Source organism: Allosediminivita pacifica (genome assembly GCF_003054175.1).
In the GTDB taxonomy this organism is placed as follows: Bacteria; Pseudomonadota; Alphaproteobacteria; order Rhodobacterales; family Rhodobacteraceae; genus Allosediminivita; species Allosediminivita pacifica.
Genome location: NZ_QBKN01000004.1, coordinates 18,934 through 45,666, shown reverse-complemented (window position 1 = coordinate 45,666; position 26,733 = coordinate 18,934). Strand labels below are relative to the sequence as shown.

Genomic DNA, 26,733 nt, shown 5'->3' with positions numbered 1-26,733 from the left:
GATCGGACACCGGGGCGGGCTTCTTGGTACCGAAGCCCGGCACATTTGCCAAGTCCGAGACAATCGTGAGACCCAAATGCCTTATACCGCTCCCATCGATTGCTACCGCCTGATCCTCGACCACGTGGTCGGCTTCCACAAGGTCGCCGCGACCCAGCGCTTTTCCGAGGCCACGCCCGACACCGTCTCGGCCATCCTGACCGAGGCCGGCCGGCTCTGCGAGGAAGTGCTCGCCCCGCTTCAGCGTGTCGGCGACACCGAGGGCGCCAAGCTCGAGGGCGGCATCCTGCGCACCCCCACGGGCTACGCCGAGGGCTACCGCGCTATTGCCGAGGGCGGCTGGGTCTCGCTGCCCGCCGATCCCGAATACGGCGGCATGGGCCTTCCGATGACGCTCGCCACCGCCGTGAACGAGATGATGAGCGCCGCCTGCCTCTCGCTGCAGCTCGCCCCCCTGATGAGCCAAGGCCAGATCGAGGCGCTGGAAAACCACGCCAGCGACGAGATCAAGGCACTCTACCTGCCCAGGCTCACCAGCGGCGAATGGACCGGCACCATGAACCTGACCGAGCCGCAGGCCGGCTCCGACGTGGGGGCGCTCACCACCAAGGCCGAACCCAACGGCGACGGCAGCTACGCCATCACCGGCCAGAAGATCTACATCTCTTGGGGCGACAACGATTTCTCCGAGAACGTCTGCCACCTCGTGCTCGCGCGCCTTCCTGACGCCGCGCCGGGCACCAAGGGCATCAGCCTCTTCATCGTGCCCAAGTACATTCCCGAATCGGATGGCACGCCGGGCCGCGCGAACGAACTTCGCGTGGTCAGTCTCGAGGAAAAGATGGGTCAGCACGGCTCGCCCACCTGCGTGATGAGCTACGAGGGCGCGACAGGCTGGCTCATCGGCACCGAACATGGTGGTATGAAGGCCATGTTTACGATGATGAACAACGCGCGGCTCGGGGTCGGCGGGCAGGGCATCGGCGCGGCCGAGGGCGCGCTGCAGCATGCGCTCGCCTTCGCGCAGGACCGCGTGCAGGGCAAGTCACCCACCGGCACCATCTTCGGCCATCCCGACGTGAAGCGGATGCTCGCCCAGATGAAGGCCGAGGTCTTCGCCGCGCGCTCCATCGCCATGGCTTGTGCCGTGGCCATCGACATGCAGCACGCCACCGGCCACGAGGACTGGGCCGCGCGGGCGGCTTTCCTCACGCCCATCGCCAAGTCCTTCGGCACCGAAACGGGCATGCGCGTGGCCGACACCGGCATCCAGGTCCACGGCGGCATGGGCTTCGTCGAGGAAACCGGCGCCGCGCAGTTCTTCCGCGATGTGCGGGTCACCGCGATCTACGAGGGCACCAACGGCATCCAGGCCATCGACCTCGCGGGCCGCAAGCTCATGGACGGGGGCGAGGCCGCCTTCCGCCTCATCGACGAGATGCAGGCCGATGCCGAATCTGCCCGCGCCACGCATCCCGACCTCGCCGAACCGCTCTGGCAGGCGACCGAGACCCTGCGCGAGGCGACTGAATGGATGGTGGCGCAGGACATGGGCGCGCGTCTGCCCGGCGCCAGCGCCTACCTGCACGGCTTTGCCCGCGTGCTCGGCGGCCAGGCCCACCTGCGCGCCGCCATGGCTGACCCCGAGGGCGCGCCGGCCCGGCTCGCCGCGGTCTACATGACCCGCCTGCTGCCCGAACACGCCAGCGCGCTGGCCGAGGCGCGCGAGGGCGGCGACGCCGTCTCGGCCATCACGGCCGAGGATCTCGCGGCGTGATGGACGGCGCCACCTCCCCGATCCGCTACCCCCACGCCGAGCCCCCGGCACCGGGCGAGGCGGTCGAGGTGGCCGATGGTGTGCTCTGGATGCGGCTTCCGCTGCCGATGAAGCTCGACCACGTGAACGTCTACGCCCTCGACGAGGGCCAAAGCTGGACCGTGGTGGACACCGGCTTCGATTCCGCGACCACCCGCGAGGCCTGGCAGCAGCTGATATCCGGCCCGCTGCAAGGCCGGCCCGTCTCGCGCCTCATCGTGACCCATCACCACCCCGATCACGTCGGGCTCGCCGGCTGGTTCCAGTCCGCGCTGGACGCCGAACTGGTGACGACGCGCACCGCCTATCTCTTCACCCGGATGCTGCAGCTCGACGTGCAGGACCGCCCGACGCAGGCGCAGCTCGATTTCTGGCGGCTCTGTGGCATGGACGCCGGTGTGCTGGCGCAGCGGCAGGACGAGCGCCCCTTCAACTTCGCGGACTGCACCGCGCCGATCGAGGCCGGTTTCACCCGCGTGGCCGAGGGTGATGTCATCGACATCGGCGGGCGGCGCTGGGATGTGCGCATGGGCAACGGCCACGCACCCGAACACGCCACCTTCTGGAGCCGGGACGATTCGCTTGTCATCGGCGGCGACCAGCTCCTGCCGTCGATCAGCCCCAACATCGGCGTCTACGCGACCGAGCCCGAGGGCGATCCCCTCGCCGGCTGGATCGAGGCCTGCGACCGGCTGGGGCGCCACGCCCGCGAGGATCACTTCGTCCTTCCCGGCCACAAGATGCCCTTCACCGGCCTGCCCGCCCGGCTGCGGCAGCTTGAGGAAAACCATCACAGCGCGCTCGACCGGCTGGTGGCACACCTGGCCACGCCGCAGGCGGCGGGCGACTGCTTCATGCCCCTTTTCGGACGCGAAATCCGCGGCAGCCAGTACGGTCTGGCACTGGTCGAGGCCATGGCCCACTGCCTGCATCTCTGGCACGCGGGCCGGGCCACGCGCGCGCTGCGTGCCGACGGCGCCTGGGCCTTTCGCGCGATCTGACGACAAGTGTAGATCACGCGCATCTTTCCGGCACTTGCGCCGCATTGCCGCCGTGACAGGTGGCGCGCGATGCGCTAACCGATACGCCGACACGCGAATTGCAAGGGCAGGACCATGGCGGAACACAAGCACGGCAGCATGGACATCACCGAGCAGGAGAAGACCTTCGAGGGCTTCGTCAAGATGACGATCCGCACCTGCATCGTCATCCTCCTGGTCGTCCTCTTCCTCGCCATCTTCCGGGTCTGAACTTGACCTTCACGACCCGGGGCAGGGCGCTTCCGCGCCTTGCCATGCTTTGTGCCGTCCTGCTGCTGGCCGGCTGCGGCGCCGCGCTCCAGTCCACCAAGGACGCCACCCCGCAGGAAGCCGCCGCTGCGGCCTACGTGCATGACGGCCCGCCCGCCATCACGCTCTACACCATGATCAGCAACCGGACCGGAGCCGGGGCGCATACCTCGATGATGATCAATGCCTCGCAGCGGGTGATCTTCGATCCCGCAGGGTCGGTCGAGCTCAGCATCATGCCCGAGATCGGCGACGTGCTCTACGGCATCACTCCGCAGATCGAGGGCTGGTACGAACGGGCCCACGCGCGCGAGACATACCACGTGCGCATCCAGCGCAAGGAAGTCCCGCCCGAGGTCGCCGAACAGGCGCTGCGGCTGGTCCAGGCCAACGGCACCGTGCCCTCGGCGGCCTGCACCACGGCCACCTCCGCTATCCTGGCGCAGCTTCCCGGCTTCGAAGGCGTCCGCCGCACGCTATTCCCCAACAATCTCGCCAAGCAGTTCGGGCGCCTCGACGGCGTGACCGAACGGGTGCTGCGCGAGAACGATTCCGACGACAAGGGCCTCGCCGAGGCCGAGTTCGAGGCGCAGGTCGACGGCTAGGCCGGACCAGGGACCTCAGGCCCGCCGGGCGAGCGCGAGTCCCTCCCGCTCGTCCGACTACCCTCTCAGAGCCCGATCCAGGCCAGTACGGCAAAGGCCGCCGCGCCCGACAGGATCGCCGCGATCACGTTCTTGCTGACATAGCCCACCGCCAGCGCCACGAAGGCGGCGAGGATCCGGCCGGGATCGACCTCGCCATCGGTGGATGTCGGCCACAGCACCAGCGGCGCCACCAGCGCCGGCAGGATCGCCACCGGCGTGTAGCGCAGGTGGCGCATCAGCCAGCCCGGCAGCGTCCGGTCGCCCACCAGCCCCAGGAACAGAAACCGCAGCCCGAAGCTGCCCAGCCCCAGCCCGAAGATCACCACCCAGAGCTCGACCTTGTCCTCGATCATGCGCCGCGCCTCCGTTCCATCTCGGCCCCGGCCATCATCCCGGCAAGCCCCGCCACGATGAGCCCGAGGTTGTAGGGCAGCCAGGCAAACAGCAACGAGGCCACCACCGCGGTCACCATCGCCACCACGTGGTTGGGCGTCCGCAGCGCCGGCGCCACCATCGCGATGAAGGCCAGCGGCAGCGCGAAGTCGAGCCCGATGCCCTCGGGGATCGCGCCGCCCACCAAGGCGCCCACCAGCGTGAGAATGTACCACGCGGGGCAGATCGGCGTGGCCATGCCCATGAAATAGGCGAATTTCTCGCCCACGCTCATGCCGGTGCGCCGCTCGTATTCGAGGATCGAGCCCGCGTAGGTCTGGTCGACCATGAAATAGGCGGTCACCGCCCGCTTCCAGAAGGGCAGCGCGCCCAGGTGCGGCGTGATCGAGGCCGAATACATCGCCATGCGCAGGTTCACCGCCAGCGCCGAGCCCAGCACCACCAGCGTCGGCGCGTTGTCCTGCATGAGCTGGAGTGCCGTGAACTGCGAGGCCCCGGCGATCACCACGATCGAGAAGGTGAGCGATTCGAAGACGCTGAGGCCCGCCTCGGTCGCCACCACCCCGAAGAGCAGGCCGAAGGGCCCCACCATCACGATGAAGGGCAGACCGTCACGGATACCCCGCCGGTAACTTGACATCGCGCCGTCCGCCGCCATTGCCTGATCCCGATGCTGGAAGAACTGATTGCCCATTGCCCTAGCCCCGCCCGCGGGGAGATGCAAACCGGGGGCACCCCATGAGGGCCGCCCCCCTCGGCGTGATCCTTGCCGGAGGGCAGGGGCGGCGCATGGGCGATGCCGACAAGGCGCTGCTGCGGCTTGGCGGGCGAACTTTGCTCGACCGGGCCGAGGAACGGCTGGGGCCGCAGGTGGCGGACATGGCGCTGTCGGCCTCGGGCGACGCCGCGCGCTTCGGCACGGCGCTGCCGGTGCTCTCAGATCCGGTCGGGGGTTTCGCCGGGCCGCTCGCGGGTGTGCTGGCCGCGCTCGACTGGGCGGCGGGGCAGGGGGCCGACCACGTCGTCAGCGTCGCCGTCGACACGCCCTTCTTCCCCGAAGACCTCGTGCCGCGCCTCCTCCTCGCCTCCGAGGGGCGCGACCCGCGCCTCGCGTTGGCCGAAACCACGCGCCTGCACCCGGCCTTCGGCCTATGGCCGGTCAGCCTGCGCGGCGCGCTGCGCCAGGCGCTCGACCGCGGAGAGCACAAGGTCGGCCGCTGGGCCGAGGACCACGGCGCGGCACGCGCCCGCTTCCCGGTCGGGGCTTTCGACCCCTTCCTGAACATCAACACCCCCGAGGACCTGGCACAGGCAGAGGAGATTCTGGCATGAAACCCTTCGACACCTTCGTCGTCGTCGACTGGTCGGCCCGCGCGCTGCCCTCGCCCGCGCGGCCCACCAAGGATTCCATCTGGATCGCGGTGGTCTCGGGCGGCGGGCTTGCCTGCTCCTACCACCGCACCCGCCACGCGGCGACGGCCTGGCTCGCCGACCTGTTCGAGGCCGAGGTTGCCGCTGGCCGCCGCGTGGTGGCGGGGTTCGACTTTCCCTTCGCCTGGCCGCGCGGCTTTGCGAAGGCCCTGACGGGGTTCGACGATCCGCTGGTCTTCTGGGACTGGCTTGCCCCCATGGTCGAGGACGACGAGGGCAACGCCAACAATCGCTTCGACGTGGCGCGCGCGATCAACGCGAAGTTTCCGGGCGTCGGCCCCTTCTGGGGCTGCCCGGCGGGGATCGACGACGCGGTGCTGCCCGCGAAGGGCACTTTGCGCCATGACCACGGGTTGCCCGAAAAGCGCGGGGTGGAACAGATGCTCCCCGGCGCCCAGCCCTGCTGGAAGCTCTACACCACCGGATCGGTCGGATCGCAGGCGCTGCTGGGCGTGCCCCGGCTTCAGGCGCTGCGCCGCTACTTCGGCCGCAGCCTCGCCGTCGCCCCCTTCGAGGCGCCGGATGCGCAGATCGTTCTGGTGGAGCTTTTCCCCTCGCTCATCGCGGACACCATAGAAGCGCACCGCGGGCGGAGCGAGATCAAGGACCGCGCGCAGGTGCGCGTGCTAGCGCAGGCGCTGTCGCGGCTAGCGCCGGAGGTGCTGGACGACCTGCTGCGCGAGGGCGATCCCGTCGAGGGCTGGATCCTCGGCGCCGGGCGGGCGGAGCTGCTACGCGACGCGCTCTAGCCGCTCAGTCGAAGGTGCCCGCTACCCGGCCGAGGATCATGAAGGCGCGCGCCGTGCGTGTGTCGGCAAAGGCCTGCACCTCGGCGTCGCTGGCGCGCTGCGAGAAGGCGGCAAAGCTCTGGTCGAAACGGCGCAGGAAGTGGTGCGCGGCATCGCGGAAGATCGGGTCCTGCTTCATCCGTCCCGCCGTCAGGGCCAGCGTCGCACGGTCCTGCACTCCGCCAAGCGCCGCGATCTCGCGCCCGCGGGCGCCCTCGGCAAAGGCGCGCCAGGTCTCGGCCCGCGCCATGTCGGGCTGCAGGTCGTCCATGTAGATGCCTTCCTGGCTCATCAGCGTCAGGATGTCCTGGCTGGCCCGGATCAGCTGCGCGGTCTGGTGGTCCCGAAGCGCCCGGCGCAGCGCGGCAAAGCCCGCCTCGTCCTCGGCCGTCTCGGGGAAGTTCAGGGCCGAGATGTAGTCTTCGTTGGCCAGCGGCGGCTGCATCGCCTCGGCAGGCGTGCCGAGCGACAGCGGCGGCTGGTCCTCGGGCCCCGCCTCGGGGGCGCCCGCCTGCGCGGCGCCCTCCGCCATCCGGGCCGAGCCGACCATCGCCAGCGTCGCCTCGAAGGTCTTTTGCGAGGCCGAGATCTCGGTCAGCTTGCGCATGATCGCGTTCTGCGGATTGTCCGCACGGCCCGCCTGCGCCTGCGAGAGATAGGCCTTGCGCAGCCCGTCGACGGTGATCTGCAAGCGGCGGCTTTCATCCTGGATCACCCGCGCCGCGCGCGCCACGATGGCCACCGCCCAGATCGTCATGATCGGCAGGATGACCGCGGCCGTTGTCACAAGGCCGGACCCCGCTCCTTCGCCGCCCGCGGTCAGGAAGATCACGCAGACGACCAGCCACACGACGCTCGCCGCAATGGCGGCGATGTCGGGACCGGTCAGCCCGATCCCCTCGCCCTGCCGGTTGGACAGGCCCGGCGGATCGTTGCGCGGGGCGGTGTCGGCGGGCTCGGCACGTTCGGCCATTCGCGGTGTCCTATTTGTACTCGATCTTCAGGATCTCGTAGGCCTTGTCGCCGCCGGGCGTACGCACCTCGACGCTGTCGCCCTCGTCCTTGCCGATGAGCGCCCGCGCGATCGGGGATTTCACGTTCAGCAGGCCCTTCTCGATGTTGGCCTCCTGCTCGCCCACGATCTGCCAGGTCTTCTCGTCGTCGGTGTCCTCGTCGACCACGGTCACGGTCGCGCCGAACTTGACCGAGCCCGAAAGCTTGGTCGGGTCGATCACGTCGGCCATGCCCAGAAGACCCTCGATCTCCTTGATGCGGCCCTCGATAAAGCTCTGCTTCTCGCGGGCGGAATGGTACTCGGCGTTCTCCGACAGGTCCCCGTGCTCGCGCGCCTCGGCGATGGCACGGATGATCGCGGGACGCTCTTCGGACTTGAGCGTCTTGAGTTCCTTTTCCAGCGCGTTGTAGCCCGCGCGCGTCATCGGGATCTTTTCCATCACGACTTCCCATTGCAAACGGGACGGCCCGTCGGGGCCGTCCCTGTTGCGTCTTCTTCTGAGACTAGAGATACAATCACAGACGCGATTGCAAGGGAAGGGGCGCCGGCAACCGGCCGGTACGCGCCACCTGATCGCCGCGCGGGGCGGCTGCCGGGCGTTGCGAAGCCGGTTAACGGCAACACCGCGGTCGAAACGGGTCCGTCGGACAGCCCGTCGCTTCCCCCGCACAAGGCGACAGCGGACAAATCCTGTCAATTCAAGATCTTCGGGGCGGCATCCCGCTTGCCACTCTGTCCTGCAGCGGTCGCCGGAACGCCCAAGTGCTAGGCAGAACGCCCGCCCTCCAGGTCCGGGTGGGGGCCCTGCACTGGAAACTTGCAACGTGGTGTCGCAATTGACCGTTGGAACAAAGCCGCGCTACGTCAATGCGGCGGAGACGAGAACAGATCGGGGAGGGCCGTCGCCATGAGCGACATCGAGCGCGAGGCAATGGAATACGACGTGGTGATCGTGGGCGGAGGGCCGGCTGGGCTCTCGGCGGCGATCCGCCTGAAGCAGAACGACCCGGATCTCGAGGTCGTCCTGCTCGAAAAGGGCTCCGAGGTCGGCGCGCACATCCTGTCGGGCGCCGTGCTCGACCCGGTGGGCATGGACCGGCTGATCCCCGACTGGAAGGAAAAGGGCGCGCCCCTGAACGTCCCCGTGCGCGAGGACAACTTCCTCATCCTCGGCGAGGGCGGCCGCCTGCGCGTGCCCAACTGGCCGATGCCGCCGCTGATGAACAACCACGGCAACTATATCGTCTCGATGGGCAACGTCTGCCGCTGGCTGGCCGAACAGGCCGAGGCGCTGGGCGTCGAGATCTTCCCCGGCATGTCCTGCTCCGAGCTCGTCTACGGCGAGAACGGCGAGGTGAAGGGCGTGGTCGCGGGTGAATTCGGTCGCAACCCCGACGGCACCCCCGGCGACGGCTACGAGCCGGGCATGGAGCTGCACGGCAAGTACGTCTTCCTCGGCGAAGGCGTGCGCGGGTCGCTCTCGAAGGAAGTCTTGGCCAAGTACAACCTTTCCGAGGGGAAAGAGCCGCAGAAGTTCGGCCTCGGCATGAAGGAAATCTGGGAGATCGATCCCGACAAGCACCGCGAGGGCACGGTCACCCACACCATGGGCTGGCCCCTGGGCAAGAATGCCGGCGGCGGCAGCTTCATCTACCACCTGGACAACAACCAGGTCTACGTGGGCTTCGTCGTCCACTTGAACTACCGCAACCCGCACCTTTACCCTTACATGGAATTCCAGCGCTTCAAGCACCACCCGGTGGTGGCCGAGCTGCTGGAAGGCGGCAAGCGCATCGCCTACGGCGCGCGCGCCATTTCCGAGGGTGGCTACCAGTCCATGCCCAAGATGGTCGCGCCTGGCGTCGCCCTGCTGGGCTGCTCGGTCGGCATGGTCAACGTGCCGCGCATCAAGGGCAACCACAACGCCATGCTCTCGGGCATCGCCGCCGCCGACGCCGCGGTCGAGGCGCTCAAGGCCGGCCGCGCGGGTGACGAGCTGGACGCCTACGAGACCGAGGTGCGCGAGGGCGACATCGGCGCCGACCTCAAGAAGGTCCGCAACCTCAAGCCGCTCTGGTCCAAGTACGGCCTCGCGGCCTCGCTCGGCCTTGGCGGCATGGACATGTGGACCAACACCTGGGGCTTCTCGCTGCTGGGCACCATGGGGCACGGCAAGAGCGACGCCGAAGCCACCGGCAAGGCCGCCGATTTCAAGCCGATCGACTACCCCAAGCCCGACGGCAAGCTCAGCTTCGACCGCCTGACCAACGTCAGCTACTCCTTCACCAACCACGAGGAAAGCCAGCCGCCGCACCTCAGGCTCAAGGACCCCGAGGTGCCGGTGAAGGTGGACCTCGCCGAATACGCGGGTCCCTCGCAGCGCTACTGCCCGGCGGGCGTCTACGAATTCGTGCAGGAAGAGGGCGAAGAGGCCAAGTTCGTCATCAACTTCCAGAACTGCGTCCACTGCAAAACCTGCGACATCAAGGACCCGGCCCAGAACATCAACTGGACGGTCCCGCAGGGCGGCGACGGCCCGAATTATCCGAACATGTGAGGGCGTGCCGTCCGGCCTCGGTTCGGTCAATGCAGTTGGAAAGGCCGCGAAAGCGGCCTTTTTGCTGCGAGGGGCGTAATGGCGGTTAGGGGGACTTTGCTACCCTCCGAGCCATGCCCCGACAGGCCCGGAACAAGGGGCGTCAGCCCCGCCGGGCCAGCGCCGGACCGTCCGGGCGGTCTGGCGCTTTGGCAATTGCAGAGCATCGTTCAAAGGTCATCCGGACTTGGCCGAAATAAAGCGCCTACATCAAGCGTAGCTGCGCCAAACCACGGTCCGGTGCTGGCCCGGCTTCGGTCGCACGAGCAACAATCCGATGGTGCTCGGACCGGACCTTCGCTGCAGGTGGCCTGAGCGGCAGCACAGCGGACTTTCCGCCTTAAACTTCTACGGTTCATTGCTCGATTTACTGGATCTGAAGTGTGTATTTCAGAAAAGATGACGAATGGAACCCATTTCCTTTGGCCGAGAGTGGCGACGCAGAAAGCTTGCATTGGAAACGTGGTAGTTTAGCATAGGTTTGCCAGCTTAGTGATAGCAAGCAATGCGAAGCTTTCAGTCTCCAGGTGTCAGGTTTTGAGGGTTTTTGAAGATTGCTACGCTCACTTCCCATATCTGCGAAAATTGAGAGAAAAATCGTATGAAGAAACGCCTGCTAGCAGCATTATTTCTACTTATCAGCGCCAATGCTGCCGTGGCCCAAGAATTAGGCGATACTGATCGCTCGCGTTACGAATTATTCGAGGAAGGGGAGACCGTTACGACGCTTGCAGACCTTGAAAAGATGGAAGACGCTTATATGGTGCTTGTAGGCGATGGGAAATGCGAAGCTGCGCTTCCGGAAATGGTCGAATTTTATGAAGCTGCAAATCACGTCTCGAATCTGATTAGGCGTGGCAATGAACCGTATTATGACGCTGGTCGAGACGATAGGGAGATTGTCGCCAGAAATCGATCTCTTTTGAATGAATTGATATCCGCATAAAAAACATTCAATAATTTGATTAGGAAAAGAAATCGAGCTTGGGTGGAGGAGGCCAAGTGTCTTTTCGCCACGGGTGAACAGCAAGAAGCAGTTACTCGCCTCTATCGCGCTCTCGACTATATTAGCGGGGAGGAATATGAACTGTGGGAAGAGGCGCGTACTATGCTTTGGTCAGAAGTAGGGTTTAGCGCCGAAGACTAGACCCGCACTGCCTGAACCCGCTTCCATCACATAACACATAGTATGTGAGACCCCGGCGGCTATTTTGAAAGTCGACATTCGCATTACACACTATTCATTGGGGCTGGGCTCAAACCAGACCTTCGCCGCTTGCTATACGAAAGGACAGCAACGCGGCCAATCAGGGATTCGGGCTCCACGGAAGCCAGAGCCTTCCGGCAAGACATGCGATGCCGGCTCCGAGAATGCCAACTTGCTCTCCCGCCCCTGATCTCACCCATCCCGCGGCCGGGCGGTCCGGTAGAGGCCGAGGATCATCAGCGCCGCGGCCTGGGCCATGACGATCAGCGTCAGGGGAAAGGTCAGGAGCGATCCGGTGATGATCATCAGGTGGTAGTCATTCCACCGGTGATAGGCATCGTAGAGCACCTTGGAGGAGGGGCCTACCTCCTCCGCCGGCAGGAAGAAAAGGGTGTCCGCGTCGGTGAGCCTCGTGACCGTGTAGGTCGTGATGGCCCATGGGATGCAAAAGGCCAGCACCATCGTGATCCCCAGCACGAGCGACAGCCAGCGCCAGGGAAACGGCTTCCCGCTCCGCGAGATCGCCAGCAGGCAGAGCGCCACGAGGCAGGCGAACCCCATCCGGAGGACTGTCACGGCCTCCATGCCAAGCAAAAGGATTTCTAGGTCGTGTCTTTGCAAGCGGTGCCCTCCAACCGGCCAGCGCCCAGGGCGGGGCGCGCGTGTTTCGCGTGGCTGGATATCGCCGGATCCTGTGGGGGGCGCGCGGATCAGGGCAGCCGGCTGCGGGACAGCGTCCCGTGGTTTTGGGCCCGTGTCAACGCCATCCCCGGGGGCTTGCCCCTACGATCCTTCGAGCCGCGCGCATTCGTGACCGTCAACGCCCCAAAGGGCCCTTGTGCGGCATTGCATACCCGTTGTGCGACCCGTTAGGCTTGGCGCCAAGCAGGCAAGAGCAACAAGACTGATCAGGAGTTCGGACGTGAGCGCATTCACGAAGGCAATCGGGACACTGCTTCTGGCAACCTCCCTCTCGGGCCCGGCCATGGCGCAGGGGCTCGCCGGGGACTATCTGGCCGCGCGCCAGGCCAGGTTCGCGGGCGATTTCGAGGCGGCGGCCAAGTACTTCGGTCGCGCCGTCCGAGCCGATCCGGAAAACCCCGAACTGCTCGAGAACGCGCTCCTCGCACGCATGTCGCTCGCCGATTTCGACCGCGCCGGCGAACTGGCCGACCGCATGATCGACGCCGGCCTCACCCAGAGCCGCCTTGCCGACATGGCCCGCATCGTGCGCGACGCCCGTGCCGAGAACTACGACGCCCTCCTCAACGCGCTCGGCAACCAGCGGGGCATCGGCCCGCTGGCCGACGGCGTGCTCAAGGCCTGGGCCGAGCTGGGCCGTGGCGACATGAGCGGCGCCATCGTCGCCTTCGACGAGGCCGCCAAGACCCAGGGGCTCGCCGAGTTCGCCACCTACCACAAGGCCATGGCAATGGCCTCGGTCGGCGATTTCGAAAGCGCCGGTGCCCTGCTCGACGCCGAAACCGCCGGCGCCCTGCAGATGAACCGCCGCGGCGTCATCGCCCGCGCCCAGATCCTCGGCCAGCTCGACCGCCAGTCCGAGGCCGTGACCCTCATCGACGACTCCTTCGGCGACACCCTCGATCCCGAGCTTGCCGCCCTGCGCGAGACGCTCGCCGCCGGAAACACGCCCGAGTTCACCCACGTCCGCACCGCCCGCGACGGCATGGCCGAGGTCTTCTACACCCTCGCCATCCTCATGAACCCCGAGAACGGCGCCGACCTGATCCTGCTGCATTCGCGCATGGCCGAGTACATCCGTCCCGGCTTTACCGACGCGATCCTGCTCTCGGCCGAGATCCTCGAGGACATGGACCAGCATGAGCTCGCGGTGAAGACCTACGCCGAGGTGCCGCAGGACGATCCCGCCTACCACGCCGCCGAACTGGGCCGTGTCGCCGCCCTGCGCGCCCAGGACAAGCTCGACGCCGCCGAACGCGTCCTGCATCAGCTCGAGGAAACCAACGGCGACCTGCCCGTGGTGCACACCACGCTCGGCGATCTCATGCGCCAGCAGGACCGTTACGCCGACGCCGCCCAGGCCTATACCCGCGCCATCGACCTCTCGGGCGAGATCGGCGAACGCGAGTGGTATCTCTTCTACGTGCGCGGCACGATGTACGAGCGCACCGACAACTGGGAGGGTGCCGAGGCCGACTTCCGCCGCGCGCTCGAACTCAATCCCGGTCAGCCGCAGGTGCTGAACTACCTCGGCTATTCCATGGTCGAGAAGCAAGAGAACCTCGACGAGGCGCTCGGCATGATCGAGCAGGCCGTCGAGGCCCAGCCCGACGCCGGCTACATCATCGATTCGCTCGGCTGGGCGCTCTACCGCCTCGGCCGCTACGACGAGGCCGTGGGCCACATGGAACGCGCCGCCGAGCTGATGCCGGTGGACCCTGTGGTCAACGATCACCTCGGCGACGTCTACTGGGCTGTGGGCCGCAAGCTCGAGGCCGAATTCCAGTGGAAGCGCGCGCTCTCCTTCGCCCGCTGGGACGGCGCGGCCGAGGATGTCGATCCCGAGCGCATCCGCCGCAAGCTCGACGTCGGGCTCGACCAGGTGCTGGCCGAGGAAGGCGCACCGCCGCTGCGCGTGGCGGAAGGTGAGTGAACCGCTGAGGCGCGCCGCTCCGGCCAAGGTCAACCTCGCCCTGCATGTCACCGGCCGCCGGGCCGACGGCTATCACCTGCTCGACTCGCTCGTGATGTTTGCCGGGGTGGGCGACGTGGTGCACCTTAGCCGCGCCGACGAGATTTCGCTGAGGGTGACGGGCCCGCGCGCGTCGGGCGTGCCCGAGGACGCGCGCAACCTCTGCTGGAAGGCCGCCGCGCGCTTCGGCGAAGGTGTGGCGATCACGCTTGAAAAGTACCTGCCCGCGGCGGCGGGCATCGGCGGCGGATCATCCGACGCGGCTGCCGTGCTGCGCGGGATGGAGCACCTTTACGGACGCGACTGCGGTTTCGACACAGTGACGCTGGGCGCCGATGTGCCGGTTTGCATGGCGGGCCGCGCGGCGCGCATGGCGGGCATCGGCGAAGAGATCACGCCGCTCGATATGCCGGCGCTGCAGGCTGTACTGGTCAACCCCGGGGTCGAGGTGCCTACGGGCGCCGTCTTCTCCGGGCTGGAACGCCGCGACAACCCCGGGCTGGCGCCGCTGCCCTCGGGCGACTGGCTCGACTGGATCGCGGCGCAGCGCAACGATCTTGAAGCCCCGGCGCGCGCCGTGCAGCCCGTCATCAGCGATGTGCTCTCGGCGCTGGGCGATGCGCTGCTTGCGCGCATGTCGGGCTCCGGCGCGACCTGTTTTGGGCTCTATCCCGATGCGGGGACCGCGCAGGCCGCCGCAGACCGGATCACGGCGGCGAACCCTGACTGGTGGGTGGTGGCGACGGAGCTGCGGTAGGGCAGACGCAAAAGGCGACCTACAAGCGCGAAGCCCCCAGCGCGGAACAAGGGCCGTAGGCCCGCCGCGCATCGTCATGCTGGAAGCATGCCTACGGCATGACCGCGCCCCCACGAGGCGGCGATTTGGTAACGTTGAGCGCTTCGTGTCGAGGTCTTCCGAACTTGCAGTGATAAAGCGCGCGGATCAGCGGTTCGGATCGCCACCGCGCGCGGCTGCGATGCGCGGCTCACGTATGGGCATGTCGACGAAAGGCCCGGCGCGCGTGCCACCGCCTTGCCCGCGGCGGGGCCCTTGAGCCCCGGCAGGCCCCTCGGCCCGCCGGAGCACGACCTCACATCGTCACGCAGATCTTGCCGAAGTGCTTGCCGCTTTCCTGGTGACGGAAGGCATCGGCCAGGTCGTCCAGCGCATAGCGGCTGTCGATGACCGGCTTCACGCCCAGCACGTCCAGCGCACGCACGAAGTCCTTCTGGTGCGTGCGCGACCCGACGATGAGCCCCTGAAGCCGCTGCTGACGCGACATCAGATGCGCCGTGGGGATCTCGCCGCCGGCGCCGGTCAGCACCCCGATCAGCGCCAGATGTGCGCCGGTGCGCCCGGCCGTGATTGACTGGGGCAGGGTGGCGGGACCGCCGACCTCGACCACGATGTCCACGCCGCGCCCGTCGGTCAGATTGCGCATCTCCTTGCCCCACTCGGGGGTGGAGCGGTAGTTGATGACGTGATCGGCGCCGAGCTCTTTCACGCGCTCCAGCTTCTCGTCGGACGAGGATGTGGCGATCACCGTGGCGCCCATGGCCTTCGCCAGTTGCAGCGCATAGATCGACACGCCGCCGGTGCCCAGCACCGCCACGGTGTCACCCGCCTTGATGCCGCCGTCCACGACCAGCGCGCGCCAGGCGGTCAGTCCTGCCGTGGTGATCGTCGCGGCCTCTTCGTGGCTCCAGCCTTTCGGCGCGTGCGTGACCCAGCTTGCGGGCACGGTCACGCGCTCGCGGGCATAGCCGTCGATGCCGTCGCCGGGCGTGCGCTTGAAATCCGAAGGGCGCGCATCGCCGGACTGCCAGTCGGGGAAAAAGCACGACACGACGCTGTCGCCCTCCGCAAATTCCTCGACGCCTTCGCCCAGGGCCTCGATGGTGCCGGCGCCATCGGCCATGGGAATGCGCCCGTCCTCGGCCGCGCCCTCGTTCTTGGCGACCATGTAGTCGTGGAAGTTGAGCGAGCTTGCCTTGATGCGGATGGTGATCTCACCGGCGCCGGGGGCCTTCGGGTCCTCCACGTCGCTGGTGACGAGGTTGTCGAGCCCGCCGGGGGCCTTAATGCTGACCTGTTTCATACCGCTGCCTTTCCTGTTCATGCGCCGCGCCGGGACTGCGCCCACGGGCGGGTCTGATCGGAAAGCGCACGGGTCGGGGCATTCGTTCCCCCGCCCCGGCGGAAGCCCGCAGGGCAGGCCACGTGGACAGGTCGCGAGACGCCGAAACGTTAAGTCCCGGTTAATGCGAATCTGTAAGTCATTGATTTATATAGGGGCTAAAGATGTCCCGGCGCGGGACACCCCTCAGGCCAGCCGCGCGACCACGTAGTCGGCAAGGTCGGAAAGCATGTCCCGAAGCTCGTGCGGCGGCAGGGCTTCAAGCGCCTCCCGGGCCTTGGCGGACCATTCCCGCGCGGTCTCCCGCGTGCTCTCGAGCGCGCCGTGCCGGTCCAGCAGGGCAAGCGCCTGTTCGAGGTCGCCCTCGCGCTGGTCGCCCTTCTCGATGGTCCTTTTCCAGAAGGCCCGCTCCTCGGCATCCGCGGCGGCCACCGCCCTGATCACCGGCAGCGTCAGCTTCCGCTCGCGGAAGTCGTCGCCCAGGTTCTTGCCGGTCTGCTCGCCACCCCAGTAGTCGAGCAGATCGTCCGCGATCTGAAAGGCGATCCCCAGCGCGTCGCCATAGGCATGCAGCGCCTGCACCTCTTCCTCGGGACGCTCGGCGATGACGCCGCCGACCTCGGTCGCCGCCGAGAACAGCGCCGCCGTCTTGCCGCGAATGACCTGCAGGTAGATGTCCTCGGTCGTGCCCAGATCCTGCGCCGCCGTCAGCTGCAGCACCTCACCCTCGGCGATGGTCGCGGCCGCGTTCGACAGGATCCGCAGGACCCGCATGTTGCCCGTCTCGGTCATCAGCTGGAAGGACCGCGCGAAAAGGTAGTCGCCCACCAGCACGCTCGACTTGTTGTCCCACAGCAGGTTCGCCGTGGGCCGCCCGCGCCGCTTTTCGCTTTCGTCCACGACGTCGTCGTGAAGCAGCGTCGCGGTGTGGATGAACTCCACCGTGGCGGCGAGATGCACGTGGTAGGGCCCCTCGTACCCGCAGAGTCGCGCCGAGGCGAGCGTCAGCATGGGCCGCAGCCGCTTGCCACCGGCCTCGACAAGATGCGCCGTCACCTCGGGGATGCGCGGCGCATGCTCCGAGGCCATCCGCTCGCGGATGAGCGTGTTGACGGCGTCCATGTCGCCTGCCAGCGCGGCGGCGAGACGTTCCTGTGGCTTTGCCCGAGGCTGGTCCAAGCTCATCTCTCTCCTGCGGCAAGGCTCGACAATCCCGCGCGCCTGCCCTTACATCGCTGCCATGGAAGAGCTGCTGCGTACCACCGACATCACCCTGATCCCGCTGGCGAAAACCCTTCTCGATGACGAGGGTATAGACAGCTTCGAGCTGGACGTAAACATGAGCGTCCTTGAGGGGTCGCTGGGCATTCTGCCGCGCCGGCTGATGGTGCGCAGCGCCGAGCTGCCACGCGCCCGACAGGTCCTGCGCGAGAACGGAGTTTCCTTTGAGGGTTGAGCCCTTCGCGCCGGAAGAGCTCGCCGAAAACGGCCTGCTCGACGGGCGCGTGAGGTTGCTGCAGCCCGTGTCGGGCTATCGCGCAGGCCTCGATCCGGTTCTTCTTGCCGCCAGCGTGCCCGCGCGCCCCGGCCAGTCCGTGCTCGAACTCGGCTGCGGCGGAGGTCCTGCGCTCTGCTGCCTCGGGCGGCGCGTTCCAGGGGTGGCGCTGGCCGGGGTCGAGATCCAGCCCGGCTACGCTGACCTTGCCCGCCGCAACCTCGAATTGAACGGCCTTTCCGGCTCCATCTGGGAGGGCGATCTTGCTGCGCTGCCGTCGGCGTTCAAGGCGCGCTCCTTCGATCATGTGATCGCGAACCCGCCCTACTTCGAAAAGGCGCGGCGTACTGGCGCCGATGCGGCCGACCGCGAGATGGCGGTGGCCGGGGAAACCCCGCTTTCGGACTGGGTCCGCACCGCGGCAAAGCGGTTGAAACCGCGCGGGATCGCGACCTTCATACAGCGTGCAGAACGCCTGCCGGAACTGATGAGCGCAATGGCCGCCTGCATGGGCTCACTCGAGCTTCTGCCCCTCGCCGCGCGGGAGGGGAGAGCGCCGCGCTTGGTCCTGCTGCGCGGTCGCAAGGAGGGCCGGTCGGACTTCCGATTCCATCCGCCCTTTGTGATTCACCGGGGCTCGACGCATGGCGGGGGCCGCGACGATTACTCGGATGCCGCAGCGTCAATCGTCAAAGGCGGGAGTTCGCTGCAATTCCCGGCATGATTGTGCCGGTTAACATTGTGTTTATTACAGGCGGTTCACGATGCGTGCGCGTGCAGCGTGACAGAGAGATGACAATGTGCTGCACTGTAGGTCCAACCGAACAGCTGGAGGGTCTCATGAGCCTGACTTCCCACGTGCAAGAGTTGAAGAAGAAACACCGTATCCTCTCGGAGGAGGTGGAGGAGGCGCAGCGCAATCCGGGCATGGATGCGCTACGGCTCTCGGAACTCAAAAGACGTAAGCTCAAGCTCAAGGAAGAGATCACGCGACTTTCGGGGACCGCCTAAGGCTGACTGACGGCCTGCCCACGCAGGGCGGTCGGTTCCCGGAAAAACGCAGGTTTTCAGCCCCTCGCTGGTTGCGAGGGGCTTTTTTCGTTTTACCCGGCGAGGAAGCGAAGCAGCGAGGCAAGCTCGGCCTCTGCGATCTCGTGCCCGCCGGCATGCCAGGTCACCTCCAGCGAGGCGCCCTGCGATTCGAACCAGCCTGTCAGCTCACGCGTCATGGGGGCCGGGCAGATCGGATCGCGTTCCCCCGCCGTCACGAGGACACGTGTTCCTGCAAGTCGCGGTTGCGGATCCGGCGTCCACGGAATCAGCGGATGCAGCAGGGCCAGATCGCTGAACAGCCCCGCGTGCTTGAAGGCGACCGAGGCAAGGATGTTCGCCCCGTTCGAATAGCCAAGGCCGATCACCCGCTCGGCCCCCACCCGCGCCTTGTGATGCGCGATGAACCCGGCCATGGCCTCGGTCCGCGTAGCGAGGTCGGCCATGTCGTAAAGCCCTTCCGCCCGACGCTGGAAATAGCGCAGGGCCCCATGCTCGGACACGTTCCCGCGCGGCGAGATAACATGCGCTCCGGGAAGCACGCGGGAGGGCAGGTCGTGGAACTGCTGTTCGTTGCCGCCCGTCCCGTGAAAGGTGAAGACGAGGGGCGCGCCTTCGGCGCCCTCTGTCTCGGCACAGTGGTAGGATGTGTCAGTCACGGATCGGCTCCAGGATCTTCTCGAGTTTCGGGCGCAGGTGTTCGTGCTGGGTGGGAAGCTTGAGGGCTTGCCCGAGACTGTCGCGATCCTCATCCCGGTCAAAGCCGGGCTCGTCGGTCGCAATCTCGAACAGGACGCCGCCCGGGCTGCGGAAATAGACCGCCCAGAAATAGTCGCGATCGATCACCGGCGTGATCTGCGCGCCTGCGTCGACAAGCGCCTGCCGGACCTCCAGCTGCGTCGCGCGATCCTTCACCGAGAAGGCGACATGATGCACGCTGCCGGCCCCCTGCGCGGCAAAGGGCAGGTCGGACTCGGTAATATCCACGACGTCGGCGCCGTTGCCACCTGCCACGCGCATCCGCGTGACATTGTCCTCGGTCGCGACCAGCTCGTAGCCCATGAAGCGCAGAAGCTCGATATTGGCCTCCGCGCCGCGGGTCGACAGGCGCATGTCGACGGAATGAAAGCCGCGGATGGCAACCTCCTCGGAGATCTCAGCGGTGGTCCAGGGCGCGCGATCATCCGCAGCTTCGACCAGGGCAAGCCCGTCGCCGTCGGGCCCGGCGAAGCTCAGCCGTGCCTCGCCGAAGCGGGTGGTGCTTTCAACGCCCGTCATCCGGTGCGCTGCGAGGCGATCCTGCCAGAAGGGCAGGGCGCCGCCTGGGACGGAAAAGACGGTGGTCCCCACCTCTCCGGTGCCGGGGCGGCCCCGCGCGGCGTTGGGGAAGGGAAAATAGGTCATGACCGACCCGGGCGTTCCGACCTCGTCACCGTAGTAGAGGTGATAGACGTCCGGTGCGTCGAAGTTGACGGTGGTCTTCACCCGGCGCAGGCCAAGGACCTTCGTGAAGAAATCGTTGTTGGTCTGGGCGTTCGCCGCCATTGCGGTGACATGATGCAGCCCGTTGATCTGCGTCAGCATTGAGGGCCTCCTGAGCCATTGCGATGCTGGTCAAGATAGTCTGCGCATTCCTGCCGTGCAGCGGCGAATTCCGCGCGACGTTGGTGCGCATTTGCACGGTTGTTCGCGCGGGTGGGGGCTCTGCCCCCGGCCCTGCGGGCCTCCCCCGAGGTATTTTCGGCGAAAAGAAGGGCGGGCGCGAAAAGGCCCCGCGCGATCGACGGCGGGGCCCTTGGGGTGGTCGTGCCGGTGGCGGCGGGTCAGACGAAGAACTGGCCGCCGTTCGCGGTGATGGTCGAGCCGTTGATGAAGCCGGCGTCGTCGGAGGCGAGGAAGACCACGCAGCGCGCGATCTCGTCGGGTTCGCCAAGCCGGCCCACGGGGATCTGCGAGATGATGCTCTCGCGCACCTTCTCGGGAACGGCCATGACCATCTCGGTCGCGATGTAGCCCGGGCAGATGGCGTTGGCGGTGATGCCCTTCTTTGCGCCTTCCTGGGCCAGCGACTTGATGATGCCGAGGTCGCCCGCCTTCGTCGCGGCATAGTTCACCTGGCCGAACTGGCCCTTCTGACCATTGATGGACGAGATTACGATGACGCGGCCGAAGCCGCGGTCGCGCATGCCGGGCCAGAGCGGGTGGACGGTGTTGAAGACGCCGGTCAGGTTGGTGTCGATGACCTCCTGCCACTGGTCGGGGGTCATCTTGTGGAAGGGGGCGTCGCGGGTGATGCCGGCGTTGGCGACGACCACGTCGATCGGGCCGAGATCCGCTTCGACCTGCTCGATCCCAGCTTTCGAATCCTCGTAGTCGCCGACGTTCCACTTGTAGGTCTTGATACCGGTCGCTTCGGTGAAGGCTGCAGCCTTTTCGTCATTGCCGGCGTAGGTCGCGGCGACGTCGTAGCCGGCGCCCTTGAGCGCCTTGGAAATCGCCTCGCCGATACCGCGGCTGCCGCCGGTCACCAGTGCAGTGCGTGCCATGTCCTTCTCCCTCCTCCAAAAAAGGTACGTAACTCTGTTACATTTTAGCGCGCGTTTTGCGCAATATTATTACAAGTGCAAATCAGCTTTCCAAAGCCCCGTCAAGCCAGCTGCGCGCATCCGTTTCCCCCTGTTCCCACGTTGCCTTGAGCTTCTCGGGATCGGTGAAGTCGATCTTGTCTGCCGAGGTCTCTTTGCTGGGATGGACGTAGTAGCGGCGGTCCGACGTGGGCAGGCGCTTGTTGTTGCGCGTCAGCAAGATCAGCGTGTCGCCGCGGTCCGGATCGGGCATCGGGGCCTGGTCGGCCATGCCGCCGTCGATCACTGGGCGGTCGTCCCATTCGGGGGGCTCGAAGACCGGGGGAATCACCGCAGCCGCGCAGACCAGTTCTGCCAGCCGCCCCTCGCGCGCCGCGAGATTGGCGTCGACGAGCGTCGAGGTCAGGCCCACCTTCTCGGCCCAGGCAAAATGCGGCGAACCGATCAGGTGCAGCTCGGCCTCGTAGAAGAGGGTCATGGCCGCGCCGGAGAGCTTCGGCCAGTCATGTTCAGGCGGGTGGGCGACGAGGATCTGCAGCTGCGGACCGTCGGCCACGCGCTGGGCCGCCTCGTCCGTGATAACCTTCTCGACCACCTCGCAGTAGATCTGCTGGTGCGAGGTGATGCCATGGCCGTCACGCTCGAAGATCTGTCGCGGATCCAGCAGGTTGTGATTGTAGTCCTGCTCGGAAAAGGCCTCGCACATCATGTCGAGCAACCGCCGCTCGCAGCCGCTAAGATAGCCCACCGCCGACAGGGCGCCGCCCGAGACCCCGGTCACGCGTGCGGGTTCCAGCTTCATGTGCCGGGTCAGGACTTCCATGGCGCCGCCCTGCCAGAAGCAACGCAGGCCGCCACCGGAAAAGACGATCTGTTCGGGGGAGTTGGGCAGCTTCATATGAAAAAGGCGGGGCGCTGGCCCCGCCCTCCTGTGCTCAGGGGCGCTCGACGCACAGGGCGACGCCCATACCGCCACCGATGCAGAGCGTGGCGAGCCCCTTCTTGGCGCCGCGCCGCTTCATCTCGAACAGCAGCGTATTCAGAACGCGCGCGCCCGAGGCGCCGATCGGGTGGCCGATCGCGATCGCACCGCCGTTTACGTTCACCTTGTCCGGGTCCCAGCCCATGTCCTTGTTCACGGCACAGGCCTGCGCGGCAAAGGCCTCGTTGGCCTCGATCAGGTCGAGGTCGTCGACCTTCCAGCCGGCCTTCTCCAGCGCCTTGCGCGACGCGTAGATCGGCCCCGCACCCATGATCGACGGGTCGAGTCCGGCGGTCGCGTAGGATACCACGCGGGCCAGCGGTTCGATGCCGCGCTTCTCGGCCTCTTCGGCGGTCATGAGCAGGGCGCCGGCGGCGCCGTCGTTGATGCCGCTGGCGTTGGCCGCGGTGACGGAGCCGTCCTTGGTGAAGGCGGGGCGCAGTTTCTGCATGCCTTCCATGGTGGCGCCGTAGCGGATGTATTCGTCCTTATCGACGACGATGTCGCCCTTGCGGGTCGAGACGGTGTAGGGGATCACCTCATCGTCGAACCGGCCGGCGGTCTGTGCAGCCTCGGCCTTGTTTTGCGAGGCAAGAGCGAATTCGTCCTGCATCTCGCGAGAGATCTGCCATTTCTCGGCGACGTTCTCGGCGGTCTGACCCATGTGATAGCCGTTGAAGGCATCCCATAGGCCGTCCTTGATCATGGTGTCGATGTACTTCATGTCGCCCATCTTGTGACCCTGGCGCAGGTTCGCGCAGTGGGGCGACATGGACATGTTCTCCTGCCCGCCGGCGGCGACGATGGTCGCATCGCCCAGCAGGATGTGCTGGACACCGAGGGCGACGGCGCGCAGGCCCGAGCCGCAGACCTGGTTGATGCCCCATGCCGCGCTTTCCTTCGGGAGTCCGGCGTTGATGTGGGCCTGGCGGGCGGGGTTTTGGCCCTGTCCTGCGGTCAGCACCTGCCCGAGGATGGTCTCGGAGACCTCGCTCTTGTCGATTCCGGCCCGTTCCACAAGGCCCTGAAGCACCGCGGCGCCAAGGTCATGCGCAGGGGTGTTGGCGAATGCCCCCCCAAAGCTGCCGACGGCTGTCCGGCCGGCCGATGCGATCACCACGTTCGTCATGAAGTCTTCCCTCCACCAAGACGGTCCGGGGTCTCATGGGGTCACGCCTCTGTCTCTACGGACGGCGCGCCACCCACCCCTCATTTTTCCGGGAAGGCTGAACGGTTCAGCCCACTCACCCCGGCAGATCACAGCGTGGCGCATGCGTGGGCCCGGTGCAAGGGCGGGCTGCAGCGCGGCCCGGAACGGTGGGAGGATCCCGGCGCGAAGGCATTTTCCGGATGCCGAGGCGTCGTAGGAGGACGGGAAGCCGTTGACAGTCACGGCTGAGGGTGTATACGCGCGCCTTCATTGGTGTTGGTGGCCCCCGCAAGGGGATGACCTGTCGGCCGCGCGGGATGAACCGCAAGGCAAAGGACAACGCCCTTCTCACAATATGAAGGAGATCAGACGGTGACCAAACGCACCTCTGCCAAGTACAAGATCGACCGCCGTATGGGCGAAAACATCTGGGGCCGCCCGAAGTCCCCGGTGAACCGCCGCGAATACGGCCCCGGCCAGCACGGCCAGCGCCGCAAGGGCAAGGTTTCGGACTTCGGTCTGCAGCTGCGCGCCAAGCAGAAGCTCAAGGGCTACTACGGCGACCTGACCGAGAAGCAGTTCCGCCGCATCTACGGCGAAGCCGAGCGTCTGCGCGGCGACACCGGTGAACTTCTCATCGGCCTGCTCGAGCGCCGTCTCGACGCCGTCGTTTACCGCGCCAAGTTCGTGCCCACCGTCTTCGCAGCACGTCAGTTCGTGAACCACGGCCACGTTCTGGTGAATGGTCAGCGCGTGAACATTCCGTCCTACCGGGTCAAGGAAGGCGACGTGATCGAGGTCCGCGAGAAGTCCAAGCAGCTCGCTTCCGTGATCGAGGCCACCCAGCTGCCCGAGCGCGACGTGCCCGACTACATCGAGGCCGACCACTCCAAGATGACCGCCACCTTCGTGCGGACGCCGGCACTGGGCGACGTGCCCTACCCGGTCATGATGGAGCCGAACCTCGTCATCGAATTCTACGCGCAGAACTGATCTCAGGTTCTGTGCCGCTTTACGAAAGGCCGCCCTCCGGGGCGGCCTTTTTCGTTTGCGGGCCGGCCATGTGGTGGTGATGCGAGGGGCTGAAGGAAGCCGCCCGCCGGGCGGGCACGAAAAAAGGCCCTGCGCCGGGTGGCGCGGGCCTCTGTTCTTGGCGTCGGCCGCCATGTCGTACACCGAAGTGGTCTGTCGCGAGCCTCAGATGTAGAACAGGTCGCGGAAGACGTGGTGTGCGATCTCGTCACGCTTCAGGCCACGTGCGGCCAGCTCGGCATCGCTCATCTCGTGAAGGCGCTTTGCTTGACGGACGCGATGGTTGGATTCGGTCATCTTGGTCAGAACGGCGCCGACATGGGCGAACACGTTGCCGATACGGCTGTGGGACGGTGCGGAATGTGTGATGTCTGCCATGAGCTTTACCTGTCGGTTTGCGTCGGGTGATGCGTTTCTGCGTTGCGGCATACAGATAGACCCAACAGGCCCGAAGCGGTACCCGCACGCTGGAATAGCCGCCAAAACGTCAATGCATGGCTCTTTCGAGCGATGCCGCGCTGCAGCGGGTGTCACCAAAGATTTGCAAATCCGTCACCTGATCTTTGATCTGGCCCCGTATGCGGCCCCTCGAAGACAGGGGGAACGCAGTGTTGCGGATCGAGAAACTCACAAAACGCTTTGGCGCGAACGTTGCCGTGGACACGGCGGATTTCCACATCGGGAAACCGGCCATGGTCGGCATCATCGGTGCCTCCGGCGCGGGCAAGTCGACGCTGCTGCGGATGATCAACCGTCTGACGGAGTCTTCGGAAGGCGCGATTCGGTTCAACGACCGTGACGTGACCCACCTTACCGGACGTGCCAAGCGCGAATGGCAGTCCCAGTGCGCGATGATCTTCCAGCAGTTCAACCTCGTGCCGCGTCTCGACGTGGTGTCGAACGTCCTGCACGGCACGCTGAACAAGCGCTCCACCATGGCGACGCTGTTCAACCTCTATCCGACCGAGGACATTCACAAGGCGATCGAGATCCTCGACCGCCTCGGCATCGCCGAGCACGCCCCCAAGCGCGCCGAGGCGCTGTCCGGCGGCCAGCAGCAGCGCGTCGCCATCGCCCGGGCGCTCATGCAGGACCCGCAGATCATCCTCGCCGACGAACCCATCGCGAGCCTCGACCCGATGAACGCGCAGATCGTCATGGATGCCCTGCGCCGCATCCACGAGGAAGACGGCCGCATGGTGATCGCCAACCTGCACACGCTGGATACCGCGCGGAACTACTGCGACCGCGTGATCGGCATGCGCAACGGCAAGATCGTCTTCGACGGCCGGCCCGACCAGCTTACCACCGGCGCGGCCCGCGACATCTACGGGGCCGGTGCCGATTTCTCCGAAGGGGCGACCTCCACGGATATCAATGCTCTGGAGACCCCTCAGCAGGCCCGCATCCGCGATGCCGAGGCCCTTGTCTGAACCCAAGCAACCACGAACGCCCGCTCGCATCTGCGGGACGGGTCAACAACCAAGGGGACGTCCCATGAACAAACTGCTCGCTGCCCTCGTGGCAACCACCGCGCTCGCCGCACCGGCGCTGGCGCAGGGCGAAATCACCGAGTTCCGCCTCGGCGTGCTGGGCGGTGAGAATGCCCAGGACCGTATGGCAACGAACCAGTGCTTTGCCGACAAGATCGCCGACGCGCTCGGCGTCGAGGTGAAGGTCTTCACCCCGGCCGACTACAACGGCGTGATGCAGGGCCTTCTGGGCGGCAGCATCGACGCGGCCATGATGGGTGCGTCCTCCTACGCAGGCACCTATATCGCCGACCCCGAGGCCGTCGAGCCGGTCCTGACCACCCAGAACATCGACGGCTCCATCGGCTACTACTCGATCGGGTTCGCGCGCACCGAAAGCGGCATCGAAAGCCTCGACGACATGCAAGGCAAGACCTTCGGCTTCGGTGACCCGAACTCGACCTCCGGCTACCTGATCCCCTCGGTCGAGATCTCCGAGGCAGGCTACTCGATGGAGCCGGGCGACTACTTCTCGGACGTCGTCTTTACCGGCGGCCACGAGCAGACCATCGTCGCGGTCAACAACGGCGACGTCGACGCCGGCGTGACTTGGGCCGACGGCCTCGGCAACTGGGAAGACGGCTACAACAACGGCGCGCTGCGCAAGGCTGTCGATGCCGGGCTGGTCGACATGAACGAACTGACCCAGATCTGGCAGTCGGAGATCATTCCCAACGGGCCCTTCGTGATCCGCCAGGCGCTGCCGCAGGACGTCAAGGACACCGTGACCGAGATCCTGGCCGACATGTGGGAAGAAGACGCCGAGTGCGCCTACGGTGTGGCCGCAGGCGAGGCGAAGGACTTCGTTCCGGTGACCCACGACCATTACAAGTCGATCGTCGCCGCCCGCGAGTCCGTGATCAACAACTGATCCTTCACATCCGAAAGGGCCCGCAGTTTCGCGGGCCCTTTC

30 protein-coding genes are annotated in these 26,733 nt (G+C 66.5%); 16 read left to right on the top strand and 14 right to left on the bottom strand.

Annotated elements, in window-relative coordinates:
* Window positions 1–76: 76 nt before the first annotated feature.
* From C8N44_RS04125 to C8N44_RS04110, 4 genes are all read left to right on the top strand, one after another.
* The gene (locus tag C8N44_RS04125) at window positions 77–1,777 is read left to right on the top strand and encodes an acyl-CoA dehydrogenase family protein (protein WP_107974910.1); all 1,701 of its coding nucleotides are present in this window, start codon (window positions 77–79) and stop codon (window positions 1,775–1,777) included.
* Window positions 1,777–2,817, top strand: coding sequence for an MBL fold metallo-hydrolase (locus C8N44_RS04120; protein WP_107974909.1), 1,041 nt, complete (start codon window positions 1,777–1,779; stop codon window positions 2,815–2,817). Before C8N44_RS04125 ends, C8N44_RS04120 begins: the two co-directional genes overlap by 1 nt.
* Window positions 2,818–2,931: 114 nt before the next feature.
* The gene (locus tag C8N44_RS04115; protein ID WP_107974908.1) at window positions 2,932–3,066 is read left to right on the top strand and encodes an aa3-type cytochrome c oxidase subunit IV; all 135 of its coding nucleotides are present in this window, start codon (window positions 2,932–2,934) and stop codon (window positions 3,064–3,066) included.
* A gap of 44 nt (window positions 3,067–3,110) precedes the next feature.
* Window positions 3,111–3,710 (top strand): hypothetical protein, encoded by a 600-nt coding sequence (locus tag C8N44_RS04110; RefSeq protein WP_107975060.1) that lies wholly within the window; start codon window positions 3,111–3,113, stop codon window positions 3,708–3,710.
* A gap of 65 nt (window positions 3,711–3,775) precedes the next feature.
* Here C8N44_RS04110 and C8N44_RS04105 read toward each other — a convergent pair whose 3' ends face one another.
* Both C8N44_RS04105 and C8N44_RS04100 read right to left on the bottom strand, forming a co-directional pair.
* A complete protein-coding gene (locus C8N44_RS04105; protein WP_107974907.1) occupies window positions 3,776–4,105 on the bottom strand; it encodes an AzlD domain-containing protein in 330 nt (109 codons plus the stop codon).
* Window positions 4,102–4,803, bottom strand: a complete 702-nt coding sequence (locus tag C8N44_RS04100; RefSeq protein WP_107975059.1) for an AzlC family ABC transporter permease — start codon at window positions 4,801–4,803, stop codon at window positions 4,102–4,104. The genes C8N44_RS04105 and C8N44_RS04100 overlap by 4 nt, the downstream gene beginning before the upstream one ends.
* An 80-nt stretch (window positions 4,804–4,883) precedes the next feature.
* Between C8N44_RS04100 and mobA the strand changes: the two genes are divergently transcribed.
* Together mobA and C8N44_RS04090 are read left to right on the top strand one after the other, a co-directional pair.
* Window positions 4,884–5,477, top strand: a complete 594-nt coding sequence (gene mobA, locus C8N44_RS04095; protein WP_107974906.1) for a molybdenum cofactor guanylyltransferase MobA — start codon at window positions 4,884–4,886, stop codon at window positions 5,475–5,477.
* Window positions 5,474–6,325, top strand: a complete 852-nt coding sequence (locus C8N44_RS04090; RefSeq protein ID WP_107974905.1) for a hypothetical protein — start codon at window positions 5,474–5,476, stop codon at window positions 6,323–6,325. The genes mobA and C8N44_RS04090 overlap by 4 nt, the downstream gene beginning before the upstream one ends.
* A gap of 4 nt (window positions 6,326–6,329) precedes the next feature.
* Here C8N44_RS04090 and C8N44_RS04085 read toward each other — a convergent pair whose 3' ends face one another.
* Both C8N44_RS04085 and greA read right to left on the bottom strand, forming a co-directional pair.
* Window positions 6,330–7,337: a hypothetical protein gene (locus C8N44_RS04085; protein ID WP_107974904.1), complete on the bottom strand. Its 1,008-nt coding sequence runs from the start codon at window positions 7,335–7,337 to the stop codon at window positions 6,330–6,332.
* A gap of 10 nt (window positions 7,338–7,347) precedes the next feature.
* Window positions 7,348–7,818 carry a transcription elongation factor GreA gene (gene greA / locus C8N44_RS04080; protein WP_107974903.1) on the bottom strand — a complete coding sequence of 157 codons (471 nt, stop codon included), beginning with the start codon at window positions 7,816–7,818 and terminating at the stop codon, window positions 7,348–7,350.
* A 468-nt stretch (window positions 7,819–8,286) separates the two neighbouring features.
* On the opposite strand from greA, the gene C8N44_RS04075 reads away from it, so the two are divergent.
* Window positions 8,287–9,936: an electron transfer flavoprotein-ubiquinone oxidoreductase gene (locus C8N44_RS04075; RefSeq protein WP_107974902.1), complete on the top strand. Its 1,650-nt coding sequence runs from the start codon at window positions 8,287–8,289 to the stop codon at window positions 9,934–9,936.
* A gap of 640 nt (window positions 9,937–10,576) precedes the next feature.
* Window positions 10,577–10,921 (top strand): hypothetical protein, encoded by a 345-nt coding sequence (locus C8N44_RS23105; protein ID WP_146178801.1) that lies wholly within the window; start codon window positions 10,577–10,579, stop codon window positions 10,919–10,921.
* A gap of 453 nt (window positions 10,922–11,374) precedes the next feature.
* Here C8N44_RS23105 and C8N44_RS04070 read toward each other — a convergent pair whose 3' ends face one another.
* Window positions 11,375–11,803: a hypothetical protein gene (locus C8N44_RS04070; protein WP_158273997.1), complete on the bottom strand. Its 429-nt coding sequence runs from the start codon at window positions 11,801–11,803 to the stop codon at window positions 11,375–11,377.
* Window positions 11,804–12,104: 301 nt separating this feature from the next.
* Here C8N44_RS04070 and C8N44_RS04065 point away from each other — a divergent pair, with 301 nt between their 5' ends.
* Both C8N44_RS04065 and C8N44_RS04060 read left to right on the top strand, forming a co-directional pair.
* A complete protein-coding gene (locus C8N44_RS04065) occupies window positions 12,105–13,817 on the top strand; it encodes a tetratricopeptide repeat protein (RefSeq protein ID WP_308421204.1) in 1,713 nt (570 codons plus the stop codon).
* Window positions 13,810–14,613: a 4-(cytidine 5'-diphospho)-2-C-methyl-D-erythritol kinase gene (locus tag C8N44_RS04060; protein ID WP_244640980.1), complete on the top strand. Its 804-nt coding sequence runs from the start codon at window positions 13,810–13,812 to the stop codon at window positions 14,611–14,613. Before C8N44_RS04065 ends, C8N44_RS04060 begins: the two co-directional genes overlap by 8 nt.
* Window positions 14,614–14,947: 334 nt before the next feature.
* On the opposite strand, the gene C8N44_RS04055 is transcribed toward C8N44_RS04060, so the two are convergent.
* Together C8N44_RS04055 and C8N44_RS04050 are read right to left on the bottom strand one after the other, a co-directional pair.
* Window positions 14,948–15,955 (bottom strand): zinc-dependent alcohol dehydrogenase family protein, encoded by a 1,008-nt coding sequence (locus C8N44_RS04055; RefSeq protein WP_107974899.1) that lies wholly within the window; start codon window positions 15,953–15,955, stop codon window positions 14,948–14,950.
* A gap of 225 nt (window positions 15,956–16,180) precedes the next feature.
* Entirely contained in the window at window positions 16,181–17,179 is a 999-nt protein-coding gene (locus C8N44_RS04050; protein ID WP_107974898.1) for a polyprenyl synthetase family protein, read from the bottom strand.
* 55 nt (window positions 17,180–17,234) lie between these two features.
* Here C8N44_RS04050 and C8N44_RS04045 point away from each other — a divergent pair, with 55 nt between their 5' ends.
* The 3 genes from C8N44_RS04045 to C8N44_RS04035 all read left to right on the top strand — a co-directional run bounded on the left by C8N44_RS04045 (window position 17,235) and on the right by C8N44_RS04035 (window position 18,500).
* A complete protein-coding gene (locus tag C8N44_RS04045; protein WP_107974897.1) occupies window positions 17,235–17,450 on the top strand; it encodes a putative signal transducing protein in 216 nt (71 codons plus the stop codon).
* Window positions 17,440–18,213 (top strand): tRNA1(Val) (adenine(37)-N6)-methyltransferase, encoded by a 774-nt coding sequence (locus C8N44_RS04040; RefSeq protein WP_107974896.1) that lies wholly within the window; start codon window positions 17,440–17,442, stop codon window positions 18,211–18,213. The genes C8N44_RS04045 and C8N44_RS04040 overlap by 11 nt, the downstream gene beginning before the upstream one ends.
* A 116-nt stretch (window positions 18,214–18,329) precedes the next feature.
* On the top strand, window positions 18,330–18,500 hold the full coding sequence (locus C8N44_RS04035; protein WP_107975057.1) for a YdcH family protein: 171 nt from the start codon (window positions 18,330–18,332) through the stop codon (window positions 18,498–18,500).
* Between the two features lie 92 nt (window positions 18,501–18,592).
* Here the strand turns inward: C8N44_RS04035 and C8N44_RS04030 are convergent, their stop codons facing one another.
* The 5 genes from C8N44_RS04030 to C8N44_RS04010 form a co-directional block, all read right to left on the bottom strand.
* Entirely contained in the window at window positions 18,593–19,198 is a 606-nt protein-coding gene (locus tag C8N44_RS04030; protein WP_107974895.1) for an alpha/beta hydrolase, read from the bottom strand.
* Window positions 19,191–20,123, bottom strand: coding sequence for a VOC family protein (locus C8N44_RS04025; protein ID WP_107974894.1), 933 nt, complete (start codon window positions 20,121–20,123; stop codon window positions 19,191–19,193). Before C8N44_RS04025 ends, C8N44_RS04030 begins: the two co-directional genes overlap by 8 nt.
* Window positions 20,124–20,362: 239 nt before the next feature.
* Window positions 20,363–21,085 carry an acetoacetyl-CoA reductase gene (phbB, locus tag C8N44_RS04020; protein WP_107974893.1) on the bottom strand — a complete coding sequence of 241 codons (723 nt, stop codon included), beginning with the start codon at window positions 21,083–21,085 and terminating at the stop codon, window positions 20,363–20,365.
* Window positions 21,086–21,167: 82 nt separating this feature from the next.
* A complete protein-coding gene (locus C8N44_RS04015) occupies window positions 21,168–22,022 on the bottom strand; it encodes a patatin-like phospholipase family protein (protein WP_107974892.1) in 855 nt (284 codons plus the stop codon).
* A gap of 37 nt (window positions 22,023–22,059) precedes the next feature.
* On the bottom strand, window positions 22,060–23,235 hold the full coding sequence (locus C8N44_RS04010) for an acetyl-CoA C-acetyltransferase (RefSeq protein WP_107974891.1): 1,176 nt from the start codon (window positions 23,233–23,235) through the stop codon (window positions 22,060–22,062).
* Between the two features lie 393 nt (window positions 23,236–23,628).
* On the opposite strand from C8N44_RS04010, the gene rpsD reads away from it, so the two are divergent.
* Window positions 23,629–24,249, top strand: a complete 621-nt coding sequence (gene rpsD / locus C8N44_RS04005; protein ID WP_107974890.1) for a 30S ribosomal protein S4 — start codon at window positions 23,629–23,631, stop codon at window positions 24,247–24,249.
* 204 nt (window positions 24,250–24,453) lie between these two features.
* Here the strand turns inward: rpsD and C8N44_RS04000 are convergent, their stop codons facing one another.
* Together C8N44_RS04000 and C8N44_RS23530 are read right to left on the bottom strand one after the other, a co-directional pair.
* On the bottom strand, window positions 24,454–24,666 hold the full coding sequence (locus tag C8N44_RS04000) for a DUF1127 domain-containing protein (protein WP_107974889.1): 213 nt from the start codon (window positions 24,664–24,666) through the stop codon (window positions 24,454–24,456).
* A gap of 109 nt (window positions 24,667–24,775) precedes the next feature.
* Window positions 24,776–24,994, bottom strand: coding sequence for a hypothetical protein (locus C8N44_RS23530; RefSeq protein ID WP_170121061.1), 219 nt, complete (start codon window positions 24,992–24,994; stop codon window positions 24,776–24,778).
* Between C8N44_RS23530 and phnC the strand changes: the two genes are divergently transcribed.
* A complete protein-coding gene (gene phnC, locus C8N44_RS03995; RefSeq protein ID WP_107974888.1) occupies window positions 24,897–25,721 on the top strand; it encodes a phosphonate ABC transporter ATP-binding protein in 825 nt (274 codons plus the stop codon). The two genes, C8N44_RS23530 and phnC, sit on opposite strands and share 98 nt — an antisense overlap.
* 64 nt (window positions 25,722–25,785) lie before the next feature.
* Window positions 25,786–26,691: a phosphonate ABC transporter substrate-binding protein gene (phnD, locus tag C8N44_RS03990; protein ID WP_107974887.1), complete on the top strand. Its 906-nt coding sequence runs from the start codon at window positions 25,786–25,788 to the stop codon at window positions 26,689–26,691.
* Window positions 26,692–26,733 lie beyond the last annotated feature (42 nt).

Coding starts and splice junctions, on each gene's coding strand:
- C8N44_RS04085 (WP_107974904.1), bottom strand. CDS start 7,337: ATGGCCGAACGTGCCGAGCCCGCCGACACCGCCCCGCGCAACGATCCG.
- C8N44_RS04035 (WP_107975057.1), top strand. CDS start 18,330: ATGAGCCTGACTTCCCACGTGCAAGAGTTGAAGAAGAAACACCGTATC.
- C8N44_RS23105 (WP_146178801.1), top strand. CDS start 10,577: ATGAAGAAACGCCTGCTAGCAGCATTATTTCTACTTATCAGCGCCAAT.
- C8N44_RS04115 (WP_107974908.1), top strand. CDS start 2,932: ATGGCGGAACACAAGCACGGCAGCATGGACATCACCGAGCAGGAGAAG.
- C8N44_RS04050 (WP_107974898.1), bottom strand. CDS start 17,179: ATGAGCTTGGACCAGCCTCGGGCAAAGCCACAGGAACGTCTCGCCGCC.
- C8N44_RS04120 (WP_107974909.1), top strand. CDS start 1,777: ATGGACGGCGCCACCTCCCCGATCCGCTACCCCCACGCCGAGCCCCCG.
- C8N44_RS04090 (WP_107974905.1), top strand. CDS start 5,474: ATGAAACCCTTCGACACCTTCGTCGTCGTCGACTGGTCGGCCCGCGCG.
- C8N44_RS04110 (WP_107975060.1), top strand. CDS start 3,111: ATGCTTTGTGCCGTCCTGCTGCTGGCCGGCTGCGGCGCCGCGCTCCAG.
- C8N44_RS04100 (WP_107975059.1), bottom strand. CDS start 4,803: ATGGCGGCGGACGGCGCGATGTCAAGTTACCGGCGGGGTATCCGTGAC.
- C8N44_RS04075 (WP_107974902.1), top strand. CDS start 8,287: ATGAGCGACATCGAGCGCGAGGCAATGGAATACGACGTGGTGATCGTG.
- phbB (WP_107974893.1), bottom strand. CDS start 21,085: ATGGCACGCACTGCACTGGTGACCGGCGGCAGCCGCGGTATCGGCGAG.
- C8N44_RS04045 (WP_107974897.1), top strand. CDS start 17,235: ATGGAAGAGCTGCTGCGTACCACCGACATCACCCTGATCCCGCTGGCG.
- greA (WP_107974903.1), bottom strand. CDS start 7,818: ATGGAAAAGATCCCGATGACGCGCGCGGGCTACAACGCGCTGGAAAAG.
- C8N44_RS23530 (WP_170121061.1), bottom strand. CDS start 24,994: ATGATGCCGACCATGGCCGGTTTCCCGATGTGGAAATCCGCCGTGTCC.
- C8N44_RS04010 (WP_107974891.1), bottom strand. CDS start 23,235: ATGACGAACGTGGTGATCGCATCGGCCGGCCGGACAGCCGTCGGCAGC.
- phnD (WP_107974887.1), top strand. CDS start 25,786: ATGAACAAACTGCTCGCTGCCCTCGTGGCAACCACCGCGCTCGCCGCA.
- C8N44_RS04125 (WP_107974910.1), top strand. CDS start 77: ATGCCTTATACCGCTCCCATCGATTGCTACCGCCTGATCCTCGACCAC.
- C8N44_RS04105 (WP_107974907.1), bottom strand. CDS start 4,105: ATGATCGAGGACAAGGTCGAGCTCTGGGTGGTGATCTTCGGGCTGGGG.
- C8N44_RS04000 (WP_107974889.1), bottom strand. CDS start 24,666: ATGGCAGACATCACACATTCCGCACCGTCCCACAGCCGTATCGGCAAC.
- C8N44_RS04025 (WP_107974894.1), bottom strand. CDS start 20,123: ATGCTGACGCAGATCAACGGGCTGCATCATGTCACCGCAATGGCGGCG.
- mobA (WP_107974906.1), top strand. CDS start 4,884: ATGAGGGCCGCCCCCCTCGGCGTGATCCTTGCCGGAGGGCAGGGGCGG.
- C8N44_RS04015 (WP_107974892.1), bottom strand. CDS start 22,022: ATGAAGCTGCCCAACTCCCCCGAACAGATCGTCTTTTCCGGTGGCGGC.
- C8N44_RS04055 (WP_107974899.1), bottom strand. CDS start 15,955: ATGAAACAGGTCAGCATTAAGGCCCCCGGCGGGCTCGACAACCTCGTC.